The sequence below is a fragment of the Pantoea sp. PNT03 genome (genome assembly GCF_014852515.1).
In the GTDB taxonomy this organism is placed as follows: Bacteria; Pseudomonadota; Gammaproteobacteria; order Enterobacterales; family Enterobacteriaceae; genus Pantoea; species Pantoea leporis.
This window is the reverse complement of record NZ_JACVBT010000001.1, coordinates 168,148-189,895: the sequence shown is the minus strand read 5'-3', so window position 1 is coordinate 189,895 and position 21,748 is coordinate 168,148. Positions and strand designations below refer to the sequence as shown.

At 56.1% G+C, this 21,748-nt stretch carries 19 protein-coding genes; 9 read left to right on the top strand and 10 right to left on the bottom strand.

Going from position 1 to position 21,748, the window contains the following annotated elements; translation table 11 throughout:
• Positions 1–24: 24 nt before the first annotated feature.
• From cysA to IB226_RS00845, 8 genes are all read right to left on the bottom strand, one after another.
• Entirely contained in the window at positions 25–1,113 is a 1,089-nt protein-coding gene (cysA, locus tag IB226_RS00880; protein ID WP_192233086.1) for a sulfate/thiosulfate ABC transporter ATP-binding protein CysA, read from the bottom strand.
• Positions 1,103–1,975, bottom strand: a complete 873-nt coding sequence (gene cysW / locus IB226_RS00875; RefSeq protein ID WP_101763571.1) for a sulfate/thiosulfate ABC transporter permease CysW — start codon at positions 1,973–1,975, stop codon at positions 1,103–1,105. Before cysW ends, cysA begins: the two co-directional genes overlap by 11 nt.
• A complete protein-coding gene (cysT, locus tag IB226_RS00870; RefSeq protein ID WP_064739484.1) occupies positions 1,975–2,808 on the bottom strand; it encodes a sulfate/thiosulfate ABC transporter permease CysT in 834 nt (277 codons plus the stop codon). The genes cysW and cysT overlap by 1 nt, the downstream gene beginning before the upstream one ends.
• Positions 2,808–3,824: a sulfate ABC transporter substrate-binding protein gene (locus tag IB226_RS00865; RefSeq protein ID WP_192233084.1), complete on the bottom strand. Its 1,017-nt coding sequence runs from the start codon at positions 3,822–3,824 to the stop codon at positions 2,808–2,810. The genes cysT and IB226_RS00865 overlap by 1 nt, the downstream gene beginning before the upstream one ends.
• Before the next feature lie 269 nt (positions 3,825–4,093).
• The gene (locus tag IB226_RS00860) at positions 4,094–4,990 is read right to left on the bottom strand and encodes a Dyp-type peroxidase (protein ID WP_192233082.1); all 897 of its coding nucleotides are present in this window, start codon (positions 4,988–4,990) and stop codon (positions 4,094–4,096) included.
• A 100-nt stretch (positions 4,991–5,090) separates the two neighbouring features.
• A complete protein-coding gene (locus IB226_RS00855) occupies positions 5,091–5,711 on the bottom strand; it encodes an RpoE-regulated lipoprotein (RefSeq protein WP_192233080.1) in 621 nt (206 codons plus the stop codon).
• A 63-nt stretch (positions 5,712–5,774) separates the two neighbouring features.
• Positions 5,775–6,227, bottom strand: a complete 453-nt coding sequence (locus IB226_RS00850; protein ID WP_225608132.1) for a DUF2919 domain-containing protein — start codon at positions 6,225–6,227, stop codon at positions 5,775–5,777.
• An 8-nt stretch (positions 6,228–6,235) separates the two neighbouring features.
• Positions 6,236–6,661, bottom strand: a complete 426-nt coding sequence (locus IB226_RS00845) for a GNAT family acetyltransferase (RefSeq protein WP_061717913.1) — start codon at positions 6,659–6,661, stop codon at positions 6,236–6,238.
• Between the two features lie 211 nt (positions 6,662–6,872).
• Here IB226_RS00845 and amiA point away from each other — a divergent pair, with 211 nt between their 5' ends.
• Positions 6,873–7,730, top strand: a complete 858-nt coding sequence (amiA, locus tag IB226_RS00840) for an N-acetylmuramoyl-L-alanine amidase AmiA (RefSeq protein WP_101763566.1) — start codon at positions 6,873–6,875, stop codon at positions 7,728–7,730.
• A 48-nt stretch (positions 7,731–7,778) separates the two neighbouring features.
• Positions 7,779–8,699 carry an oxygen-dependent coproporphyrinogen oxidase gene (gene hemF, locus IB226_RS00835; protein ID WP_192233076.1) on the top strand — a complete coding sequence of 307 codons (921 nt, stop codon included), beginning with the start codon at positions 7,779–7,781 and terminating at the stop codon, positions 8,697–8,699.
• Between the two features lie 104 nt (positions 8,700–8,803).
• Here hemF and maeB read toward each other — a convergent pair whose 3' ends face one another.
• Complete coding sequence (gene maeB, locus IB226_RS00830; protein WP_192233074.1) at positions 8,804–11,083, bottom strand: NADP-dependent oxaloacetate-decarboxylating malate dehydrogenase; 2,280 nt, start codon at positions 11,081–11,083, stop codon at positions 8,804–8,806.
• Between the two features lie 341 nt (positions 11,084–11,424).
• On the opposite strand from maeB, the gene tal reads away from it, so the two are divergent.
• The 3 genes from tal (at position 11,425) to ampH (ending at position 15,770) form a co-directional block, all read left to right on the top strand.
• Positions 11,425–12,375 (top strand): transaldolase, encoded by a 951-nt coding sequence (tal, locus tag IB226_RS00825; RefSeq protein ID WP_101763551.1) that lies wholly within the window; start codon positions 11,425–11,427, stop codon positions 12,373–12,375.
• Between the two features lie 69 nt (positions 12,376–12,444).
• On the top strand, positions 12,445–14,454 hold the full coding sequence (gene tkt / locus IB226_RS00820) for a transketolase (protein ID WP_192233072.1): 2,010 nt from the start codon (positions 12,445–12,447) through the stop codon (positions 14,452–14,454).
• Positions 14,455–14,600: 146 nt separating this feature from the next.
• Positions 14,601–15,770, top strand: a complete 1,170-nt coding sequence (ampH, locus tag IB226_RS00815; RefSeq protein WP_101763549.1) for a D-alanyl-D-alanine-carboxypeptidase/endopeptidase AmpH — start codon at positions 14,601–14,603, stop codon at positions 15,768–15,770.
• A 92-nt stretch (positions 15,771–15,862) separates the two neighbouring features.
• Here ampH and IB226_RS00810 read toward each other — a convergent pair whose 3' ends face one another.
• Complete coding sequence (locus IB226_RS00810) at positions 15,863–16,936, bottom strand: DUF1176 domain-containing protein (RefSeq protein ID WP_192233070.1); 1,074 nt, start codon at positions 16,934–16,936, stop codon at positions 15,863–15,865.
• A 488-nt stretch (positions 16,937–17,424) separates the two neighbouring features.
• On the opposite strand from IB226_RS00810, the gene IB226_RS00805 reads away from it, so the two are divergent.
• From IB226_RS00805 to IB226_RS00790, 4 genes are read left to right on the top strand one after another with little or no spacing between them, the layout of a single operon-like run.
• Positions 17,425–18,255, top strand: coding sequence for a DeoR/GlpR family DNA-binding transcription regulator (locus IB226_RS00805; protein ID WP_101763547.1), 831 nt, complete (start codon positions 17,425–17,427; stop codon positions 18,253–18,255).
• A gap of 12 nt (positions 18,256–18,267) precedes the next feature.
• On the top strand, positions 18,268–19,251 hold the full coding sequence (locus IB226_RS00800; RefSeq protein WP_110866506.1) for a substrate-binding domain-containing protein: 984 nt from the start codon (positions 18,268–18,270) through the stop codon (positions 19,249–19,251).
• Between the two features lie 2 nt (positions 19,252–19,253).
• The gene (locus IB226_RS00795) at positions 19,254–20,759 is read left to right on the top strand and encodes a sugar ABC transporter ATP-binding protein (protein ID WP_192234472.1); all 1,506 of its coding nucleotides are present in this window, start codon (positions 19,254–19,256) and stop codon (positions 20,757–20,759) included.
• A complete protein-coding gene (locus IB226_RS00790) occupies positions 20,752–21,741 on the top strand; it encodes an ABC transporter permease (RefSeq protein WP_101763545.1) in 990 nt (329 codons plus the stop codon). The genes IB226_RS00795 and IB226_RS00790 overlap by 8 nt, the downstream gene beginning before the upstream one ends.
• Positions 21,742–21,748: the final 7 nt, after the last annotated feature.

Sequence of the window (21,748 nt, the reverse complement as noted above, 5' to 3'; positions counted from 1 at the left end):
CCGCCCGAAGGAGTGTCAAAAATATCAGGCGCTCTCGGCAAAGGCAACCGGGCGCAGCGGCGTAGTGCCATGGTAAATTCGCGCCTGTTGCAGGCCAACGAACAGGCGTTCACCACGCACCGGCGCATGGTGATCGCCGTCGAACACCACGGAGAACACCTCGCCCTGCCAGCCGCTCGGCTGAACAACCAACTGCCAGAAGTGGCCGCGCGGGCTGATCTCCAGCACCTGCACTGGCAAAGGCGTTTCCAGGCTGCTCTGGCGTGAAATATCGATTTCCCACGGACGCAGGAACAGTTCAACTTCGCCCTGATGCGCAGGCGTGTAGCCCAGCGGCCAGCGATGCGCGGCCACATGGAACTGAGAGCCATGTACTTCGCCTGTAAAGCGATTCACTTCGCCAAGGAATTCCAGCACAAAGCGCGTCGATGGATCGCGCCATACGTCATCTGGCGTGCCAACCTGTTCGATGTTGCCCTGGCTCATCACCACCACGGTGTCCGCCACTTCCATCGCTTCTTCCTGGTCGTGGGTCACGAACACGCTGGTGAATTTCAACTCTTCATGCAACTGACGCAGCCAGCGACGCAACTCTTTACGCACCTGCGCATCCAACGCGCCAAACGGCTCATCCAGCAGCAGGATTTGCGGTTCTACCGCCAGTGCACGCGCCAGCGCTACACGCTGCTTCTGTCCACCCGACAACTGCGCCGGGAAGCGGTTGCCCAGATGGGAAAGTTGTACCATCTCAAGCAGACGCGTAACGCGCTGTTTGATCTCAGCAGCACCTGGACGTTCGCGACGTGGCAGAACGGTAAGGCCAAAGGCGATATTGTCGAACACCGTCATGTGGCGGAACAGCGCGTAGTGCTGGAACACAAAGCCCACCTGACGATCGCGCGCATGGATGCGGCTGACGTCTTTGCCATTGAAATGGATCTGTCCGCTATTCTGATGTTCCAGCCCAGCGATGATACGGAGCAGCGTGGTTTTACCGGAACCGGATGGCCCCAGCAGCCCCACCATCTTGCCGGAAGGAATATCCAGAGAGATGTCGTTAAGAACCGACGTGCGGTCAAACGATTTGTTGATTTGTTTAATCTCAATGCTCATGATTTTCCTCCTGTAGGCGCTTCTGCTGATGCTCTAATCGCCACTGCACCACGCTTTTCAGAAACAGCGTTACGATTGCCATCAGGGTCAGCAGCGCGGCGGCAGTAAAGGCGCCCACGGTGTTGTAATCCTGATGCAGTAATTCAACCTGAAGCGGCAAGGTATAGGTTTCGCCGCGAATCGATCCCGAAACCACCGAGACCGCACCAAATTCGCCAATCGCACGTGCGTTGGTTAGCACCACGCCGTACATCAGCGCCCAGCGGATATTCGGCAGCGTCACGCGGCGGAACATCTGCCAGCCGGATGCGCCGAGCAGCACCGCCGCTTCATCTTCGTGACTGCCCTGGCTCAGCATCACCGGCACCAACTCACGCACCACAAAAGGACAGGTAACGAAGATGGTGGCCAGCACCATGCCCGGCCAGGAGAACATAATCTGAATATTATGCGCATCCAGCCAGCCACCGGCAGGACCGTTGACGCCCCAGAACAGCAGATACATCAACCCGGCAACCACCGGCGACACCGCAAACGGGATATCAAACAGCGTCAACAGCAGCTGGCGGCCGGGAAAGGTGAAGCGCGTCACCAGCCACGCCAGCAGCGTACCGAACACCATGTTGACCGGCACGGTAATCAGCGCCACTAAAAGGGTCAGCCAGATGGCGTGCAGCATGTCGCCATCTTTCAGGTTACTCAGCGAGGCAACCAAACCCTGGTTAAGCGCTTCCCAGAAGATGGAAACCATCGGCACCACCAGCAGCAGGATGGAAACTAGCGCACCGATGCCAATCAGCAGCCACTTGCCCCAGTTAATTGGCTGGCGGTCGGCGTGATTGATGTGTGAAATCTCCGCCATCAGTGGCCTCCTAAGCGACGGCCGAAGCGGCTCTGCAAGGTGTTAATCGCGAACAGCAGCAGCAAAGAAGCCGCCATGATCACCGAGGCGATGGCACTCGCCGCCGGATAATCAAACTCCTGCAGACGCACGAAAATCATCAGCGAGGTCACTTCCGTTTTCCAGGCGATGTTGCCGGCGATAAAGATTACCGCGCCAAACTCACCGATGCTGCGGGTAAACGACAGCGCAGTGCCGGCCAGCAATGCCGGCGCCACTTCTGGCAGCACCACGCGACGGAAGCTCTGCCAGCGCGTTGCGCCCAGCGTTTCCGCGGCTTCTTCATATTCCGGACCTAACTCTTCCAGCACCGGCTGCACGGTACGCACCACAAACGGAATGCTGGTAAAGGCCATCGCCACAGCGATGCCGAGCCAGGTGTAAGAGACTTTAATATCAAAATGCGCCAGCCACTGACCGTACCAGCCGTTGACCGAAAACAGACCCGCCAGCGTTAAACCTGCCACCGCAGTCGGCAGCGCAAACGGCAGATCCATCAAACCATCCAGCAGCGTGCGGCCGGGGAAGCGATAACGCGTCAAAATCCACGCCATCAGCATGCCGAATACGGCGTTGAACAGCGAGGCCACGCCCGCCGCCAGAATCGTCACTTTATACGCGGCGATCAGCTGTGGATGGCTAATCACCGCCCAGTATTGCGCCAGCGTCATCTGCGACAGCTGCATCAGCAGCGCGCTGATCGGCAGCAGCAGAATCAGACAGGTGAAGAGTAAGCTGGTGCCGAGGCTCAATCCAAAGCCCGGCAAAACACGTTTTTGAGCGAGCGCGAACATTAACCGCGCCCCGCTGCCAGTAATTTGTCCAGCTCGCCATCATTGGCAAAATGGACTTTCATCACGTTATCCCAGCCGCCAAAGGCGTCTTTGACGTTGAACAGTTCAGTTTGTGGGAAGCGATCTTTCTGCTCCGCCATCAGCTGCGGGTTATTCACGCGATAGTAGTAAGTGGTGATGATTTTCTGTGCTTCGGGCGTGTAGAGATAATTCAGATAAGCTTTGGCCGCGTCTGCGGTGCCGTTGTGCTCGACATTTTTGTCGACCCACGCCACCGGGAACTCCGCCAGAATATTGGTTTTTGGCACGATCACTTCGTAGTCGTCTTTGCCGTACTGATTACGGATGTTATTCACTTCCGATTCAAAGCTGATCAGCACATCGCCCAGACCGCGCTCGGCAAAGGTGGTGGTCGCACCGCGACCGCCGGTATCAAACACTTCCACGTTCTTGAGGAACTTCGCCATAAAGGCTTCAGTTTTGGCTTTATCTTTGCCATCCGCCTGATCGGCAGCGCCCCACGCGGCGAGATAAGTGTAACGGCCGTTACCCGAGGTTTTTGGGTTAGGGAAAATCAGCTTCACGTTATCGCGCGCCAGATCGGCCCAGCTGTGAATCTGCTTTGGGTTACCTTTACGCACCAGAAACGCCATGGTGGAGTAAAACGGTGAGCTGCTGTTTGGCAGACGTTGTTGCCAGTCAGCGGGAATCAGTTGGCCTTTGTCGTGCAGCACCTGCACATCGGTCACCTGATTGTAGGTCACCACATCGGCGCGCAGCCCTTGCAGAATCGCCAGCGCCTGCTTAGAAGAACCGGCGTGCGACTGCTTGATGGTCAGCTTGTCATTAGGATGGGCAGCGTCCCACTGTTTTTCAAAGGGTGCATTCAGGGCAACGAACAGTTCGCGCGAAACGTCGTAAGAGCTATTCAGCAACTCGGTCGCTTGCGCCGCACCGGCTAAAGCACACGACAGCGCGATACCGCCAAGCCATTTTTTCGAAATCGGAAGTGTCATGCTGCACCCTGAAAGACGACAGTTAAGCCAATGCCATTAGATGCTGTCAGTGTATTTATAACTCAGGGGAAAGCTGTAACGGTTTTATATATCGTTTAGGGATTTCAAAGTCTAAAAAGGCATAAGACGGCGGGAGAGTTTATGCGGCGAATGGAAATGTAAATCGGCATTAAGCGATTCATTGCGCAATAAATGGCGCCGCGACAAATAAGGGCTGATATCCGTAGCGGCGCGATGAATCGCGCCAGGTTGACCTTAATACATAGAGGTTACAGCGCTTGCAAAGCATCTAGCGACGGCGCAAAAAAGTAGCTGCCGCTAACCGGTTTGGTGAAGCGCAGCATGGCGTCCATCTTGCCGTCGCGCTCGCCGAACATGCTCAGCAATTGCTGCTCAATATTATAGAGACGATGACAGTAAGAGATGAAGTACAGCCCATGCGTGCCACTGGCGCTGCCGTATGGCAGGCTTTGGCGCAGAATTTTCAGCCCTTTCCCCTCTTCTTTCAGATCGACACGGCTGAGATGCGATGTCGCAGGACGCTGATCGCCCGGCAACTCTTCATCCGTCTCTTTAGTACGGCCAATAATCGCTTCCTGTTTCTCCACCGCCATGCGGTTCCACAGCTTAAGGTTGTGCTCCCAGCGCTGGGTAAACACATAGCTGCCGCCCGCATCCGCGCCTGCGCTGATAATCGCTACCTCCTTGCGCGCTTCGCCCTGCGGATTTTCCGTGCCATCGACGAAGCCCGATAGATCGCGATCTTCAATCCAGCGGAAACCGTGCGTCTCTTCTTCGATATTGACCGCAGCGGCAAAGGCGCTAAGTGCCGCCTGAGCCAGCGCGAAGTTCACGTCGTGTCGTTGAGATTGAATATGGATCAGCAAATCGCGCTGCGTGGCAGGCGCAATGCCATTACCAAGCGCGGCGAAAGCTTTGAGTTCAGGTGCAGAAGCGTTGCCTTGCAGATCGCGCCACAGCGCATCACCAAAGGCGATCACCGCGCCCAATCCGGCATCACTGAATTGCGTCTGCAGCGCTTCAAGCTGCTGTAAGAAGAATTTGCTGCCCTGGCGCAGCGCGTCAAGATCGCCCGTGACGCGGGCTTCGAGCCAAATGGCGAAACGGCGGTGCTCCAACAGGATCCCGCTCTGAAACTGAGACATTGCTATGCTCTCCGGCATGAAGGTTAGACGACATTTTTCGCCCGCATCATACCGGAAAGCCACACTCTTTGAGCGGGTTTTTAAGCAAGTTTTATCTGGTTTAACGCTGCCAGACAATCTTGCTGATTTTCCAGCTTTTCAGGGTATCGTCCGACGGCATCAAGCCTTCCGGACCATGCCATTCACCGCTGTAAATGTAGGAGATGTGCTGGCTGCCCGGCGCACGGCACTCAACATCGCGTGCATCAAGACCGGTGACCATTTTGCAGTTATTAAAGGCTTTGCTGAACTTGTCGCTGAACAGATCGCCGATCTTGCTGCCATCCGCCGCTTTGGCATCGGCATCCTGCACTTCAATGCGCTCCACGCTGCTGCTGCCATTAATCACCAATTTAACGTTGTCGCCATCCAGCGCCTGCCAGAAATCCACCACCTGACCATTCTGCGTGCGCATGCCCTGACGCAGTTTGTAATCGCCGTTCAGCGCTTTATGGATGGCGTCTTCCGACATTGAGGTGGTGCTCGTCAGGCCCGCAACGCCTTGCTCGGTGACCTCCAGCGATCCACCAAACCAGCCGAGTGGATTGAGCGCCGACCAGTGATAGCTAAGCGGATTGTACCAATGGCTTTCGCTATCGCTCGCGCTGCCAGAGGAACCCGAACTGGCGCAGCCGGCCAGAACCATGCTGCTAACCAGCAGTGCGTGACGAACAACTTTCATGAAAACTCCTTGATCTGCTAAGCCGATTGGCGTGCCTGTTGGAGTCGCAAACCGGCAAAAAGTTTATTCGACCTGCTGATGTTCCGGCAGAAAGCAGTCACGCAAGCGAGGTTGCGTTTGCAGCCAGAACAACGCCAGCAGGTCAAACAGCGTCAATAACAGCGGCAGCGGCGAGTCGGGAAAGGCGCCTTGCAGCAGGCTGGAACCTTGCCACAGCAGGCTGATAAGTAGCGATACGCTCAATACATGACGCCAGCTTTGCCACAGGCGCGGCCAGCGCTGGCGATAGCCGGTCAGCAATAAGCCGATAGCCGCCGGAATGCCTAACGCCAGCCCCAGCCAGAAGCTTTGGCGGTCGGGATAGAACAGCGCCAGCAAATCATTGCCCTGCTGGCGTGATGCGCCCGCCATCACCAGCAGCAGCCAGGTGCGCGCCTGCAATAACAGGATCAGCCAGAAAAGAAACGGCAGCCGCAGCTGCCCTTTCGCATCGTACTCTTCGGGGAGGTATTTCAAACCGACTCTCAATACTCGCGATCTTCAATCAAACGCTTGCCCAGCAGCAGCGAGTCCACCGGCTCGTATTCGAGCTTTTCGTAAAACGCCACCACCTGATCGTTCTCTTCGCGCACCATCAAATTGATTTTTGGGCAACCGCGCGCAATCAGCTTTTTCTCAAGACGGTTCATCAACGCATTGGCAAAGCCACGGCCCTGATAATCAGGATGCACCGCCAGATAGTAGACGGAGCCGCGATGGCCGTCGTAGCCGCCCATCACCGTACCGACCACTTCGCCACCGACTTCCGCGACCAGAAACAGTTCCGCGTCGTGGTTCATTTTGCGTTCAATGTCCAGCTCCGGATCGTTCCATGGGCGTAACAAATCGCAACGCTCCCAGAGCGTGATCACTTCTTCAAAATCTTCCTGGCGGAAAGAACGGATTTCCATCGACGTTACCCTGCTGTTAGGCACAATTCGCTGATTATCACGCATTCTTTGCCAGGCGCAACCCTCACGCGTGACAACGGAGCAAAAAAAGCGCGACATCGCTGTTAGTCTGTTGCAATAGAAAGTAAACACTTGAAATAGTTGCGAGGTCGCCGCCTGGCAATTGTTACGCTATAACACGGGGCAGGATTTACCTGCCATGGACCCGTAAATGAAGAAGATTTCACTGCTTAAGCGCCTTACCAATCGTCGCCAACTGATACTTTCCGGTTTAGCGCTGGCGGTGTTATCACCGCGTGCGGTGCAGGCCAAAGAACAGAACAGCGATTTGCGCGTCAGTCCGCGTCATACGCCACCGAAACCTGCCAGCAACGGCAAACGCATCGTGATGATCGATCCCGGCCACGGCGGCATCGATTCCGGCGCCGTCGGCGAAGAGGGTTCTGAAGAGAAACACATTGTGCTGGCGATCGCCAATACCGTGAAGACGCTGCTGCAATCGCATCCGCACATCGAAGTGCGCCTGACGCGTGACAGCGACCACTTTATTCCGCTCTATCAGCGCGTCGAAATCGCCCACCAGCACGGCGCTAACCTGTTTATGTCGATTCACGCCGATGGCTACACCAGCCCGGATGCTAACGGCGCATCGGTTTTTGCCCTTTCCAATCGCGGTGCCAGCAGCGCGATGGCGCGATACCTTTCGCAGCGTGAAAACGATGCCGACAAAGTAGGCGGCGCTGAGGTGCAGGATAAAGATCATTACCTCAACCAGATTCTGTTCGATCTGGTGCAGACCGATACCATTCGCAACAGCCTGACGCTGGGTAAACACGTCCTCGATCAGATTCGCCCGGTGCATCATCTGCACAGCCAGCACACCGAACAGGCTGCATTTGCGGTGCTGAAATCGCCGTCGATTCCTTCGGTGCTGGTGGAAACCTCCTTCATTACCAATCCGCGTGAAGAGCAGCTGCTTGGCACGCAGGCGTTCCGCCAGAAAATTGCCAGCGCCATTGCCGACGGCATCACCCGCTACTTCGATGAGGTCGATCGTCGCGAAGCATAGTCTTTATCCTGTGGTAGAATCGCGGCACATTTCCGGAACGAGTAACTGATGAGCAATCCCGATATTTCCCGCGTCAAAGCCTTTTTGCTGGCGCTGCAAGATGATATTTGCGCCCAATTAGCGGCGGAAGATGGCAAGGCGAGCTTTGCCGAAGATGAGTGGCAACGTCCCGGCGGCGGCGGCGGACGCAGTCGCGTATTGCGTTATGGCGCGGTGTTTGAACAAGCCGGCGTTAACTTCTCGCACGTGCATGGCGATCAAATGCCCGCGTCCGCCACCGCGCATCGTCCTGAACTGGCAGGGCGCAGCTTTGAAGCGATGGGCGTATCGCTGGTGGTGCATCCATCCAATCCTTATGTGCCCACCAGCCACGCCAACGTGCGCTTCTTTATTGCGGAAAAACCGGGCGCCGATCCGGTGTGGTGGTTTGGTGGCGGTTTCGATCTTACGCCCTATTACGGCTTCGAAGAGGATGCGCTGCACTGGCATCAAACCGCGCACGACCTATGCCAGCCGTTTGGTGAGGAGGTTTATCCGCGCTACAAAAAGTGGTGCGACGATTACTTCTACCTTAAGCATCGCGACGAGCAGCGCGGTATCGGCGGTCTGTTTTATGACGACCTGAACACGCCCGATTTCGATTACTGCTTCGATTTTATGCAGGCAGTCGGCAACGGTTTTGCCAACGCCTACCTGCCGATTGTGGCCAGGCGCAAAGCGCTGCCGTGGGGCGACCGCGAGCGCCAGTTCCAGCTCTATCGTCGTGGTCGCTACGTCGAGTTCAATCTGGTGTGGGATCGCGGCACGCTGTTTGGCCTGCAAACTGGCGGCCGCACCGAATCCATTTTGATGTCGATGCCACCGCTGGTGCGCTGGGAATACGATTATCAGCCAGAAGCCGATTCCCCCGAAGCCGCCTTGTACCGTGATTTCCTGCCAGTCAAAGATTGGTTGAAGCGACATAATTAACCAACCGCACACCCCGTAGCGGCGCGATTTATCGCGCAATGAATTGCGCCGCGAAAAGGTGTGCAGAATTTCATTGCGGCGCAACACATTCGCCAATCAAGTCGTTACAACGGCTCGGTCTGCGCCTCCACCACCGCTAACGCCACCATATTCACGATGCGCCGCACCGAGGCGATACGCGTCAACACATGTACCGGCTTGCTGATCCCCATCAACACCGGTCCCACCGTGACACCTTCGGAGCAGGAGACGCGCAGCAGGTTATAGCTGATACGCGCCGCTTCGACGTTCGGCATAATCAGCAAATTCGCGGTGCCTTTCAGCGGGCTGTCCGGCATCAGTTCACGGCGAATGCTCTCGACCAGCGCCGCATCACCGTGCATTTCGCCGTCAATCTCCAGGTCCGGGGCGCGTTGCTGAATCAACGCGAGTACGTCACGCATTTTGCGCGCGCCCGGCGCATTTGAGGTGCCAAAGCTGGAGTGCGACAGCAGCGCCACGCGCGGTTCAATGCCGAAGCGTCGCACCGTTTCCGCCGCCAGCAGCGTGATATCCGCCAGTTGTTCTGCGCTGGGATCTTCATTAACGTAGGTGTCAGCTATAAAGGTATTGCCGCTCGGCAATAGCAACGCATTCATCGCGCCCGCCACCTTCACGTCCTCTCGCAGCCCGAACACTTTCTCCACCACATCATAATGTTCCTGATAATCGCCGATGGTGCCGCAGATCAGCGCATCGGCCTCACCGCGATGCACCATGATCGCGCCAATCAGCGTGGGATTGCCGATCACCGCGCGCTGGGCAGTTTCCGGCGTCACGCCGCGCCGTTTCATGATCTGGTAATACTCATTCCAGTACTCTTTGAAACGTGGATCGGACTCGTTATTGACGATCTCAAAATCTTTGCCGGCCTCGATTTTTAAACCCTGCTTTTGCAGACGCATAGCGATGACATTCGGCCGGCCAATCAGAATCGGCTTCGCCAGCCCTAACGTCACCAGCTCCTGCGTGGCGTGCAGCACGCGCACCTCTTCGCCTTCTGCCAGCACCACGCGTTTGGGATCTCTACGCGCCTGCGAAAAGATCGGCTTCATAAACAGGTTGGTTTTATAGACGAACTCGGTGAGCTGCTCACGATAAGCATCAAAGTCCTCAATCGGTCGCGTGGCGACGCCCGATTCCATCGCCGCTTTCGCCACCGCGGGCGCGATCTGCACGATTAAACGCGGATCAAACGGTTTGGGGATCAGGTAATCCGGGCCGAAACTCAGATCCTGATCGTCATATGCCGACGCCACCACATCGCTCTGTTCCGCCTGCGCCAGCGCCGCAATCGCGTGCACCGCCGCCAGCTTCATCTCTTCATTGATCGCGGTGGCACCCACGTCCAGCGCGCCACGGAAGATAAACGGGAAGCACAACACGTTGTTCACCTGATTGGGGAAATCAGAGCGCCCGGTGCAGATAATCGCGTCGGGCCGCACCTGTTTGGCCAGCGGCGGCATGATTTCCGGCTCGGGATTGGCCAGCGCCAGAATCAGCGGATCCTGCGCCATCTTCTGCACCATCTCCGGCGTCAGCGCTTTGGGGCCGGAACAGCCAAGGAAAATATCCGCGCCGCCAATCACCTCATCCAGCGTGCGTGCGCCGCTGTCGGCCACCGCATAGGCGGCTTTAGTCGGCGTCATATTCGGCTCGCGATCGCGATAGATCACCCCTTTGGAATCGCACACCACAATGTTGTGCTGCTGCATGCCGAGCGCCACCAGCAGATTCAGGCAGGCAATCGCCGAAGCACCTGCGCCGGAAACCACCAGCCGCACCTCGCTGATGGCTTTTTTAACGATGGTTAAGCCGTTGAGCACCGCCGCGGTACAGATGATCGCCGTGCCGTGCTGATCGTCGTGGAATACCGGGATCTGCATGCGCTCACGCAGCTGTTGCTCAATATAGAAACACTCGGGCGCTTTGATATCTTCCAGATTGATGCCACCAAAAGTGGGTTCCAGCGCGGCAATCACCTCAATCAACTTATCGGGATCGCGCTCATCGATTTCGATATCAAACACGTCAATGCCGGCGAACTTTTTAAACAGCACGCCCTTGCCCTCCATCACCGGCTTACTCGCCAGCGCGCCAATGTTACCCAGCCCCAGCACCGCGGTGCCGTTGGAGATCACCGCCACCAGATTGCCACGCGCGGTGTATTTGCGCGCCGCCAGCGGATCGGCGGCAATTTCCAGACAAGGCGCAGCGACGCCGGGCGAATAGGCCAGCGCCAGATCGCGCTGCGTGGCTAACGGTTTGGTGGGTGAAACCTGAATTTTTCCGGGCGTGGGAAATTGATGAAAATCGAGCGCGCTTTGCTTGAGTTGATCGTCCATTGGGCATCCTTTGGCATCGCTAAATAGGCATTCAGTATAGGAATGTGCGGCACAAAAGAGGGTGAAGGCGCTCAAAGAACGCACAGACTGAAAGGCACGGATTGCCACCGCTTCGCCTGCGGGATCGGCACAGCCTGCTATCCTTATTGATGGCAAAAAGCGTAGCTGAACCGTTTAGGCCAGTCCTCCTTTCACTATCGCACCTCTTAAGCGCCACGACGCCACAATCAGAGAAAACGCATTTTCTTCGTGTAACGTCTGTAGCACTGTGTTGGACCAATACTTAACAGGAATGGGTGCAACACCTTTGCCCACATTATTGCTAATCAAGGAGTTAAGTGATGAACCAGCTAGATGCATTGAAACAATACACCACCGTGGTGGCGGACAGCGGCGATATCGAATCCATTCGCCATTACAATCCAGAAGACGCGACCACCAACCCCTCATTGATTCTGAAAGCCGCCGGTCTTGAGGGTTATAAACATCTGATTGATGACGCCATCGACTACGCGAAAAAACAGGGCGGCAGCAAAGAGACGCAAATCATCAACGCCAGCGACAAAGTGGCGATCAACCTCGGTATGGAAATTCTGAAAAGCATACCGGGCCGTGTTTCGACCGAAGTGGATGCGCGCCTCTCCTTCGATCGTGGCATGTGTGTCACCAAAGCCGAGAAGCTGGTGCGTCTGTACGAAGAGCACGGCATCGACCGCTCACGCATTCTGATTAAACTGGCATCAACCTGGGAAGGCATCAAAGCCGCCGAGGAGCTGGAGAAAAACGGCATTCAGTGCAACCTGACGCTGCTGTTCTCCTTTGCTCAGGCGCGTGCCTGTGCCGAAGCCGGTGTGTTCCTGATTTCGCCGTTTGTTGGCCGTATTTACGACTGGTACAACACCCGCAAACCGATGGATCCGTATGTGGTCGATGAGGATCCGGGCGTGAAATCTGTGCGCCGTATCTACGATTACTACAAGAAGCACCGTTATAGCACCGTCATCATGGGTGCCAGCTTCCGTAAAGTGGAACAGATTCAGGCGCTGGCCGGCTGTGACCGTTTGACCATTTCCCCTAACCTGCTGGAAGAGCTGGCCAACAGCGACGCGCCGCTGGAGCGTAAGCTGGAGCCATCAACCGAAGGTTTCCATCAGCCGGCTTCACTGTCTGAAGCGGAATTCCGCTGGGAACACAATCAGGATCCGATGGCGGTAGAAAAACTGTCAGACGGCATCCGTCAGTTCGCCGTCGACCAGCAGAAGCTGGAAGACGTGCTCTCTTCTCGTCTGTAATCCGCACTCACTCTTATGGCGGATGGGCATTGGCTCATCCGCTATCGCCAAATCACAAGGGAGAACCTTATGTCTTCACGCAGAGAGTTGGCTAACGCAATTCGTGCACTCAGCATGGATGCGGTACAAAAAGCAAATTCCGGGCACCCAGGTATGCCGATGGGCATGGCAGATATCGCCGAAGTGTTATGGCGCGATGTGTTGAAACACAATCCCAACAATCCGGCGTGGGCCGATCGTGACCGCTTTATTCTTTCCAACGGTCACGGCTCGATGCTGCTCTACAGCCTGCTGCATCTCACCGGCTACGACCTGCCGATGGAAGAGTTGAAAAACTTCCGTCAGCTGCACTCAAAAACGCCGGGACACCCTGAACTCGGCTACACGCCTGGCGTGGAAACCACCACCGGTCCGCTCGGCCAGGGCCTGGCCAATGCGGTCGGTTTAGCGATTGCCGAACGCACGCTGGCGGCGCAGTTTAACCGTCCCGGCCACGACATCGTTGATCATCACACCTACGTGTTTATGGGCGATGGTTGTTTGATGGAAGGCATCTCGCACGAAGTGAGCTCGCTGGCCGGTACGCTCGGCCTCGGCAAACTGATTGGCTTCTACGATCACAACGGCATCTCCATCGATGGTGAAACCGAAGGCTGGTTCACCGACGACACGCACAAACGTTTCGAAGCCTACAACTGGCACGTCGTGGGTAGCGCAGAAGGTATCGACGGCCACGATTCGGCAGCGATCGCTGCGGCGATTAAAGAGGCACAAAGCGTCACCGATAAGCCGTCACTGATTATCTGTCGCACCACTATCGGTTTCGGTTCGCCGAACAAAGCCGGTAAAGAGGAGTCGCACGGCGCGGCGCTGGGCGAAGAAGAAGTAGCGTTGACGCGGCAGAAATTGGGCTGGCACTATCCGCCGTTTGAGATCCCGAAAGAGATTTATCAGCAGTGGGATGCCAAAGAAGCGGGCGCGCAGCGCGAGAAATCCTGGGATGATAAGTTTGCCGCTTATAAAGAGGCACACCCCGAGTTGGCGCAGGAGTTTACCCGTCGTCTGAGCGGTGAAATGCCGGCTAACTGGAGTAGCGAAGTGCAGAAGTTTGTTGAAGAGCTGCAGGCTAATCCACAGAAAATCGCCAGCCGTAAAGCCTCACAAAATACGCTGGAAGTGTTTGGCAAGCTGCTGCCGGAATTCCTCGGCGGCTCAGCGGATCTGGCACCCAGTAACCTCACCATCTGGTCGGGCTCAAAATCGATCAAAGAGGATACTGCCGGTAACTACATTCACTACGGCGTACGTGAATTTGGTATGACGGCGATCGGCAACGGCATCGCGCATCACGGCGGCTTCGTGCCATACACCGCTACCTTCCTGATGTTCGTCGAGTACGCGCGTAATGCGGTGCGCATGGCGGCGCTGATGAAGGCGCGTCAGGTGCTGGTCTATACGCATGACTCCATCGGCCTCGGCGAAGATGGTCCGACACACCAGCCAGTTGAGCAGATTGCCAGCCTGCGCGTTACGCCAAACATGAGTGTGTGGCGTCCGTGCGATCAGGTGGAAACCGCCGTGGCGTGGCAAGCCGCCGTTGAGCGCCATCATGGGCCAACCGCGCTGATCCTATCGCGTCAGAACCTGCTGCAGCCAGAGCGTAGCAAAGAGCAGGTGGCGAATATTGCACGCGGTGGCTATGTGCTGCAGGACAGCAACGGCACGCCGGATGCGATCATCATCGCCACCGGTTCGGAGATTGAAATCGCGCTGGGCGCGGCGGATAAACTCACCGCTGCTGGCCACAAGATTCGCGTGGTTTCGCTGCCGAGCACCGACGTGTTTGATAAGCAGGACGTCGCGTATCGCGAATCGGTGCTGCCATCCGGCGTGAAAGCGCGCGTGGCGGTCGAAGCCGGTATTGCTGATTACTGGTACAAGTATGTTGGTCTGGATGGCGCGATTGTCGGTATGACCACCTTTGGTGAGTCAGCCCCCGCCGGCAAACTGTTCCCGGAATTCGGTTTCACCGTCGAGAACATCGTCAGCCACACTGAAGCTTTACTCAAGCCGCACTAATCGATCTGGCCCTGCGTCTTTTTGGCGTAAGGGCCATTTTTTGATCACAGCCTGAAACAGAAAAAAATCCGCCCTGCCCCCTTCACGCCTCGCGCAAACTGATTACTATAAGCTTTCCTCCGATTCTTATAGCGGACGCTTTCCCGTTGAAAAAACGTACTCCTTTTTTACTGGCCTTAATGGTTACAGTGCTTCCATTAAAAAGCATGGCGCAGTCGTCGCCCGATCCGCTGTTGGCATCGCAAATTGTTGATCGCTACGCCGAGCACATTTTCTATGGCAGCGGCGCAACCGGCATGGCGCTGGTGGCGATTGATGGCAATCAGCGGGTTTTCGCCAGCTTTGGTGATACGCGCCCCGGCAACAACGTGCGTCCGCAGCCCGATTCGGTGATTCGTATTGCCTCGCTCAGCAAGCTGATGACCAGCGAAGTGATGGTGAAGATGGCCGAACGCGGTCAACTGCGTCTTGACGATCCGCTCAGCAAATACGCGCCGCCTGGCGCGCGCGTGCCAAGCTATAACGGCCAGCCGATTCGCCTGATTAACCTCTCCACCCACACCAGCGGCCTGCCGCGCGAGCAGCCCGGCGGTAAACCGCATCGTCCGGTGTTTGTCTGGCCGACCAAGTCCGATCGCTGGCAGTGGCTGAGCGGAGCGGCATTAAAGGCCGCGCCAGGCACCAATGCCGCCTATTCCAACCTGGGCTTTGATCTGCTGAGCGATGCGCTCGCCAAAGCGGCTGGCATGCCCTATCCAGCACTGTTCCAGCAGTTGATAACGCGTCCGCTGGGCATGAAAGACACCACCTTTACGCCGTCACCGGATCAGTGTCAGCGTCTGATGATTGCCGAGAAAGGTGCCAGTCCGTGTAACAACACGCTGGCGGCCATCGGTAGCGGCGGCGTTTACTCAACGCCAGACGATATGGGCCGCTGGATGCAGCAGTTCCTTAACTCGGCGGTGAATCACCGCACGCCGCAAATTGATCGCCTGCAAACGCTGATTTATCGTCGTGACCAGCTAACCAAAGTGGAAGGCATGGATGTGCCGGGCCGCGCCGATGCGCTGGGCATGGGTTGGGTCTATATGGGGCCGAAGGAAGGTCGTCCGGGGATTATTCAGAAAACCGGTGGCGGCGGCGGCTTCATTACCTATATGGCGATGGTGCCGCAGCACAACGTTGGCGTGTTTGTGGTGGTGACTCGCTCGCCGTTAACGCGTTTCACCCCGATGAGCGATGGCGTGAATAATATGCTGACCGAGCTGGTGGGCAATCAGTCGGGTTCACCGATGACGGTGCAAGCCATCCGCTAACTGGGTTGTAGTGCAGGCTGTAGCGGCGCAATTCATTGCGCGATAAATCGCGCCGCTACGGAATGTGCAATGATTTAATGCTGCACGTGGTATTAACGCGACTGCGCCGGATTTTGCGATTCAGTGACCCAGAGTGTTGGCCAATCCTCACTGCTGTGCCACGCATCGCAGGTCTTCTCTTCCGCATACTCCGCCAGCACAAACTCGCTGCCGTCATACTGCCAGCGCGTTGCCACGCCGCAATCCCCCAAACCACGTCCTTTACTGAAGGTGTAGAGCAATCCATGGCTGGCATCAAATTCCGCGTTCACCAACTCCAGCTGATTATCCCCGCGTGACGGCGGCGTAAACGGCAGCGTTAAGCTCAGACCGCGCGATACATAAGGCTGCGTGCGCGTCACTTCAAAGGCCAGATCGATCACGTTATACGCACCGGTTTCGCAGCTGATCAGCAGTAGCGCTTTGCTGTCGGTCAGCGGCGACACGCTCACTTCACGCCGCAGTGGATCGAGCGAGCAGTTATCGGTATTCACCCGCCAGGTACCAAAATCAATTAAACCGCTGGTCTCTTCCTGCGTCAGCGGCGGCGGCGGCGGTAATGGCGAAGGTAACGCCGGCAACGCTGGCTGCGGCGGTACATCCCACTGCACGCGGTCGCCACGCTTCACCCAGGCGCTGGCACCGTTGACGCGGCCCTGCACGTCATCCATCAACAGTAATGCCGCCTTCATACCGCTGAGCGGAATGGTGGCGTTGGCTTTATAGGTCAGCTGCAGATTTTGCGCATCCAGCGTCTGCGCCAGAAACTCGTCGATGGCGATAGCATTACTGGTCGCCAGATGATGCGGTTCCACCGTCCAGTGTTTAAGGTCTGGTGTGAGACGGCGTTGATCGAGTAGCAGGTTATCCTTGAGCGGGCCGCCCGGCAGCTCACCGCTGTAGGCGCTGCCGTAATCAATACGCAGCAAGGGACGATCGTTGACGCCAGCATAACGTGAGAGCGTCATCACTAAGCCGTTGTCACCGGGAAAACTGCGTGCCACGCAAAAAGCCGCGTTGTTACAAGTCAGTTGCCAGTCAGAAAATGACTTTTGCAGTGGCTGAGCCTGAACGCACGCGACAAAAAGAAAGGGCAATAAAAGCAGTAACTTCATCCAATACGACATCAAAAAATCGGTCCCCAAATTCCTGGAAAGAAAATAATAGCGCAACGGGAACGCTGTCAGCAGGCCTAAACTGTGAGCCGGCCCTAAAAGCGAGGTTAACCGCTGAAAAAGCCGTCACCTGTGGCGAACGGGTACTGGATGGGGCAAGCGCTCATCATCCGTTTTGGCCGATTACTGCTCAATCGGATTCGTCGGACTCTTGTTAACTCATCACAAAACGGTCAAATACACACAAACGGTCATAAGCGGTCATGTTAGGTTAAATTCATGTTTTGGATTTGCAACGCGCGTAGAACGCGCATTTCGCGCCATTAGGCTTATTTATGTGAGCCATATCACTTAATTTTGATAACCAGACATCTCATTTACATATAAGACAGATCCAGATCACTCTAATCAGTTAAGGCGTTTTGGTGACTGTGGACTCGTGCGCGGCCCACACTTTCCAAATGCGCTATCCAGTAATTTATAGCCATCGGAGGTTAGTTATGTTGCCGATTGAAAGACAGCAGCGAATTATTGACGAATTAAATTTAAATGGTCGGGTCATTGTCGCTGAATTAGTCACGTTATGTCAGGTTTCACAAGAAACTATTCGGCGTGATTTAACGCAGCTGGAGAAACGTGGTCTGTTACAACGCAGTCACGGTGGTGCGGTACCCGCAAAACGACAGGCCGCCAACATTCAGGGAAATACGCGAGGTGTTAACGAGTATGAATTATCTTTCCGCCAGAGAGTCAATGAACATGTTGATGCAAAAATGGCTATTGCCAAACGCGCACTCGATTTCATTAGCCCCGGCGATTGTATATTACTCGATAGCAGCACCACTTGCTGGTATTTAGCGCGACAGCTGCCGGATATTGAATTAACGGTATTAACCAATTCCATCAGGATTGTGCAAACCCTTGCGGCGCGCGGCAGCATCCGCACCATCTGTCTGGGGGGAGAATATTCTGACCGTTATGAAGATTTCCACGGCGTCGTCGCCGAGCAACCGCTCAGGGAATTTCAGATCAATAAGATCTTTTTCTCCTGTAGCAGTTTAGGCAATGACGGTTATTTACGTGAAGGTAACGAAAACAACGCACATTTAAAACAGCAAATGTTATTAGCAGCGGAAAGAAAACATCTGCTGCTGGACGGAAGTAAATTCCTGCGGCCCTCATTCGCGCGTATTTGTCATTATCGCGATGTGGACTTTCTCATTACTGACCAATTAAAAGACAAAGAGCTGGAACAAGAATTAGCGTGGAACGGCGTCAATATTATTGATTGCTCCCAGCGCAGCCATTCGATGCAGCTAATAAAAAATTAAATCGGAGTCTTTATGAAAAAACATCTTATCGCCTGTTCTCTGCTCGCCCTGTTTGCCGCCTCCGGCGCGCAGGCTGCTGACAAATTACGCATGGGCATCGTGGTGAAAATTGGCGGTATTCCGTGGTTCAACGCCATGGAAGCGGGCATCAAGAGTGAAGCAGCGAAACGCGGCATTGACGCGTGGATGGTGGGACCAACGGCGGCCGATCCGGCTCTGCAGGTGCGCGCTATCGAAGATTTGATTGCCCAGAAGGTCGACATCATTGGCGTGGTGCCGAATGACCCGAAAGTGCTGGAACCGGTGCTGAAGCGCGCCCGTGATGCCGGCATTGAAGTGATCACCCACGAATCGCCGGATCAGAAAGGCGCTAACTGGGACTTCGAACTGGTGGATGCGCCGACGCACGGCATCAACCATATGAAAGCGCTGGCGAAATGCATGCATGAAGAGGGCAAATACGCCATGTACGTCGGCAGCCTGACCGTGCCGCTGCACCAGCAGTGGACCGACGCCGCGCTGAATTATCAAAAAGAACACTATCCGAAGATGCAGATGGTCACCGACAAGTTTGGCGTCGGCGAGTCGCTGGATGACTCGATTCGCACCACTAACGAACTGATGTCCAAATATCCGGATTTGAAAGGGATTATGGCCTTTGGTTCACAAGGTCCGATTGGCGCCGGTCGCGCGGTGATGAACCGTAACAAGATCGATCAGGTCTGCGTAATTGGCGCCTTTAGTCCTGGCCAGGGCGCATCGCTGGTGCAGCGTGGCGCGATCAAAGGCGGCTACATCTGGAATCCACAAACCGCAGGCGAAGTGTTCGTACGTATCGCCGACATGATGCAGAAGAAAGAGCCAATCACCGACGGAATGACTATCGAGGGTTTGGGCAAAGTGAAAGTTGACGAGGCGACCCACACCATCCTCGGCAACAACACCGAAAGCCTGGACAAAGAGAACCTGCCAAAACTGGTGAAAATGGGGCTGTAATGATGAATGAGGTGATCCCACAGACGCTGATCGCGCTCGACAACTTGTCGAAAACATTTGGTGGCAACCGCGCACTGAGCGATATCTCGCTGACCTTACTGGCTGGCGAAGTGCACTGTCTCGCTGGCACCAACGGCTGTGGCAAGAGCACCTTAATCAAAGTCATTTCCGGGGTGCACGCCCCGGATAGCGGCAGCCGCATCACGCTGGGCGACGGCCCGAGCTTTCCGCGTCTGACCACTCGCCAGGCGCGTGACTTCGGTATCCAGGTGATTTATCAGGATCTGTCGCTGTTCCCCAACCTCAGCGTGGCGGAAAACATCGCCTTCGAGCACAACCTGAATAGCCTGCTCGGCTGGCACCGCAAAGCCAAACTGCGTGAAACCGCGCAGCGCATCATTGATGAACTGAAGTTTGAACTCGACCTTGATGAGAAAGTGGCGTCGCTGTCGATTGCAGCTCGCCAGCAGGTGGCGATCTGCCGCGCGCTGGTCGCCGATGCGCGGCTGGTGATCATGGATGAGCCGACGGCGTCGCTGACGCGCACCGAAGTGAATCAGCTGCTGCGCACCGTGCGTTACCTGAAAGACAAAAACATCTGCGTGGTGTTTGTCAGCCATCGACTGGATGAGGTGCTGGAGATCTCGGATCGCGTGACGGTGATCCGCGACGGCCGCAAAATGGGCTGCTGGCCCGCCAAAGCGATGACGCCGCACCATCTGACCGAACTGATGACCGGCCTGAAGCTCGACTATCAGCTGAAAACGCCGACGCGCCATGACGATCGCCTGATCCTCGAAGTCGAAAAACTGACGCGCGCCGGACAATACCATGACGTTAATTTCAAACTCTATCAGGGCGAAGTGCTGGGCCTGTGCGGCCTGCTGGGCTCGGGCCGCACCGAACTGGCGCTGTCGCTGTTTGGCATGACCAAACCGGACAGCGGCAAGATCTGGCTCGACAGCAAACCGGTGCGTTTCCGTGGACACGAAGATGCGATCAAAGCCGGCATCGGCTACGTCTCCGAAGATCGCTTAACCCTGGGTTTGGTGCAGCAACAATCGGTGGCCGACAACATGGTGCTGCCGATCCTCGACAAGCTGCAAAACCGTTTCCACCTGATTGATGAATACCGTAAGAACAAGCTGATCCTGCAGTGGATTCAGCAGCTTGGCGTGCGTGTTGCCGATCCCAATCTGGCCATCTCCACGCTCTCCGGCGGCAACCAGCAGAAAATCGTGCTGGCGAAATGGGTGCTGACCCAGCCGCGCATCCTGATCCTCGATTCGCCCACCGTTGGCGTGGATGTCGGCGCTAAAGCCAGCATCTATCAGCTAATTCATCTGCTGGCGAAAGAGGGTTTGTCGATCATCCTGATTTCCGACGAAGTGCCGGAGGTTTGGTACAACTGCGACCGCATCCTGCACTTCCGTGATGGCACCGTTCATGCCGAATACCAACCCGATACCGTTGAGCAACAGCAGCTGGCGGAGGTGATCAATGCCTGATTTTTCTCGTTTACGTCCGAGCTCCAGCCAGGGCTGGCTGGCCTGGGTTTTGCTGGCGTTCATTGTGTTTTTCTCTGCCGCCAGCGATCAGTTCCTGACGGTGCAAAACCTGCTGGATCTGGCAGAAAGCTACGCCGTGACCGGCATCTTTGCCCTCGGCCTGTTTGTGGTGCTGGTGACCGGCGGCATCGATATCTCCTTTGCTGCGGTGGCGTCGGTGGTGCAATACCTGATCGCCTCGCTGTTTGTGCAGTTCCAGTTTGATAACGCCCTGCTCAGCATCCTGCTGGCGGTGGTGTGCGGCACGCTGTTTGGCGTGATCAACGCCCTGCTGATCACCACGCTGCGCGTCGTCTCGATCATCATCACCATCAGCATGCAGTCGCTGCTGTTTGGCCTGTTGATGTGGGTAACCGGCGGCAAAAGCCTCTATTCGCTGCCGGACTGGTGGATCACGCTGCGCAGCGTGCTGCCATTCACCTGGCAAGGCAACAGCTTCCAGATTGGCTTGCCGCTGGTGACCATGCTGGTGATTGCCGGACTCACCGCGCTGCTGCTGAACAAAACCAATCTCGGTCGCCAACTGTATGCGGTGGGCGGCGATGCGGAATCGGCGCGCCGCATCGGTATTCGCGTCGGTCTGATTCATGTCTTCGCCTATGGCTGGCTGGGTGCCATGGCGGCGATTGGCGGCTTGGTGCAGGTCTATCGCATGGGTGAAGTGGTGCCAAATGCGCTGGTCGGCGGCGAGCTGGATGTGCTGGCCGCCACGGTGCTGGGCGGTGCCAGCCTGATGGGCGGCAAAGGCACGGTGAGCGGCACCTTAATGGGCGTGTTCCTCATCGCCATCCTGAAGAACGGCCTCAACCTGATTGGCGTCTCCAACTACTTCATGAACATCGTGGTGGGCGGCGTGATCATGGTGGCTATTGCCGTGACTCACTACAAAAAACGTAAAGAAACTGATGTCAGTTTCGTCTAACGGGAGC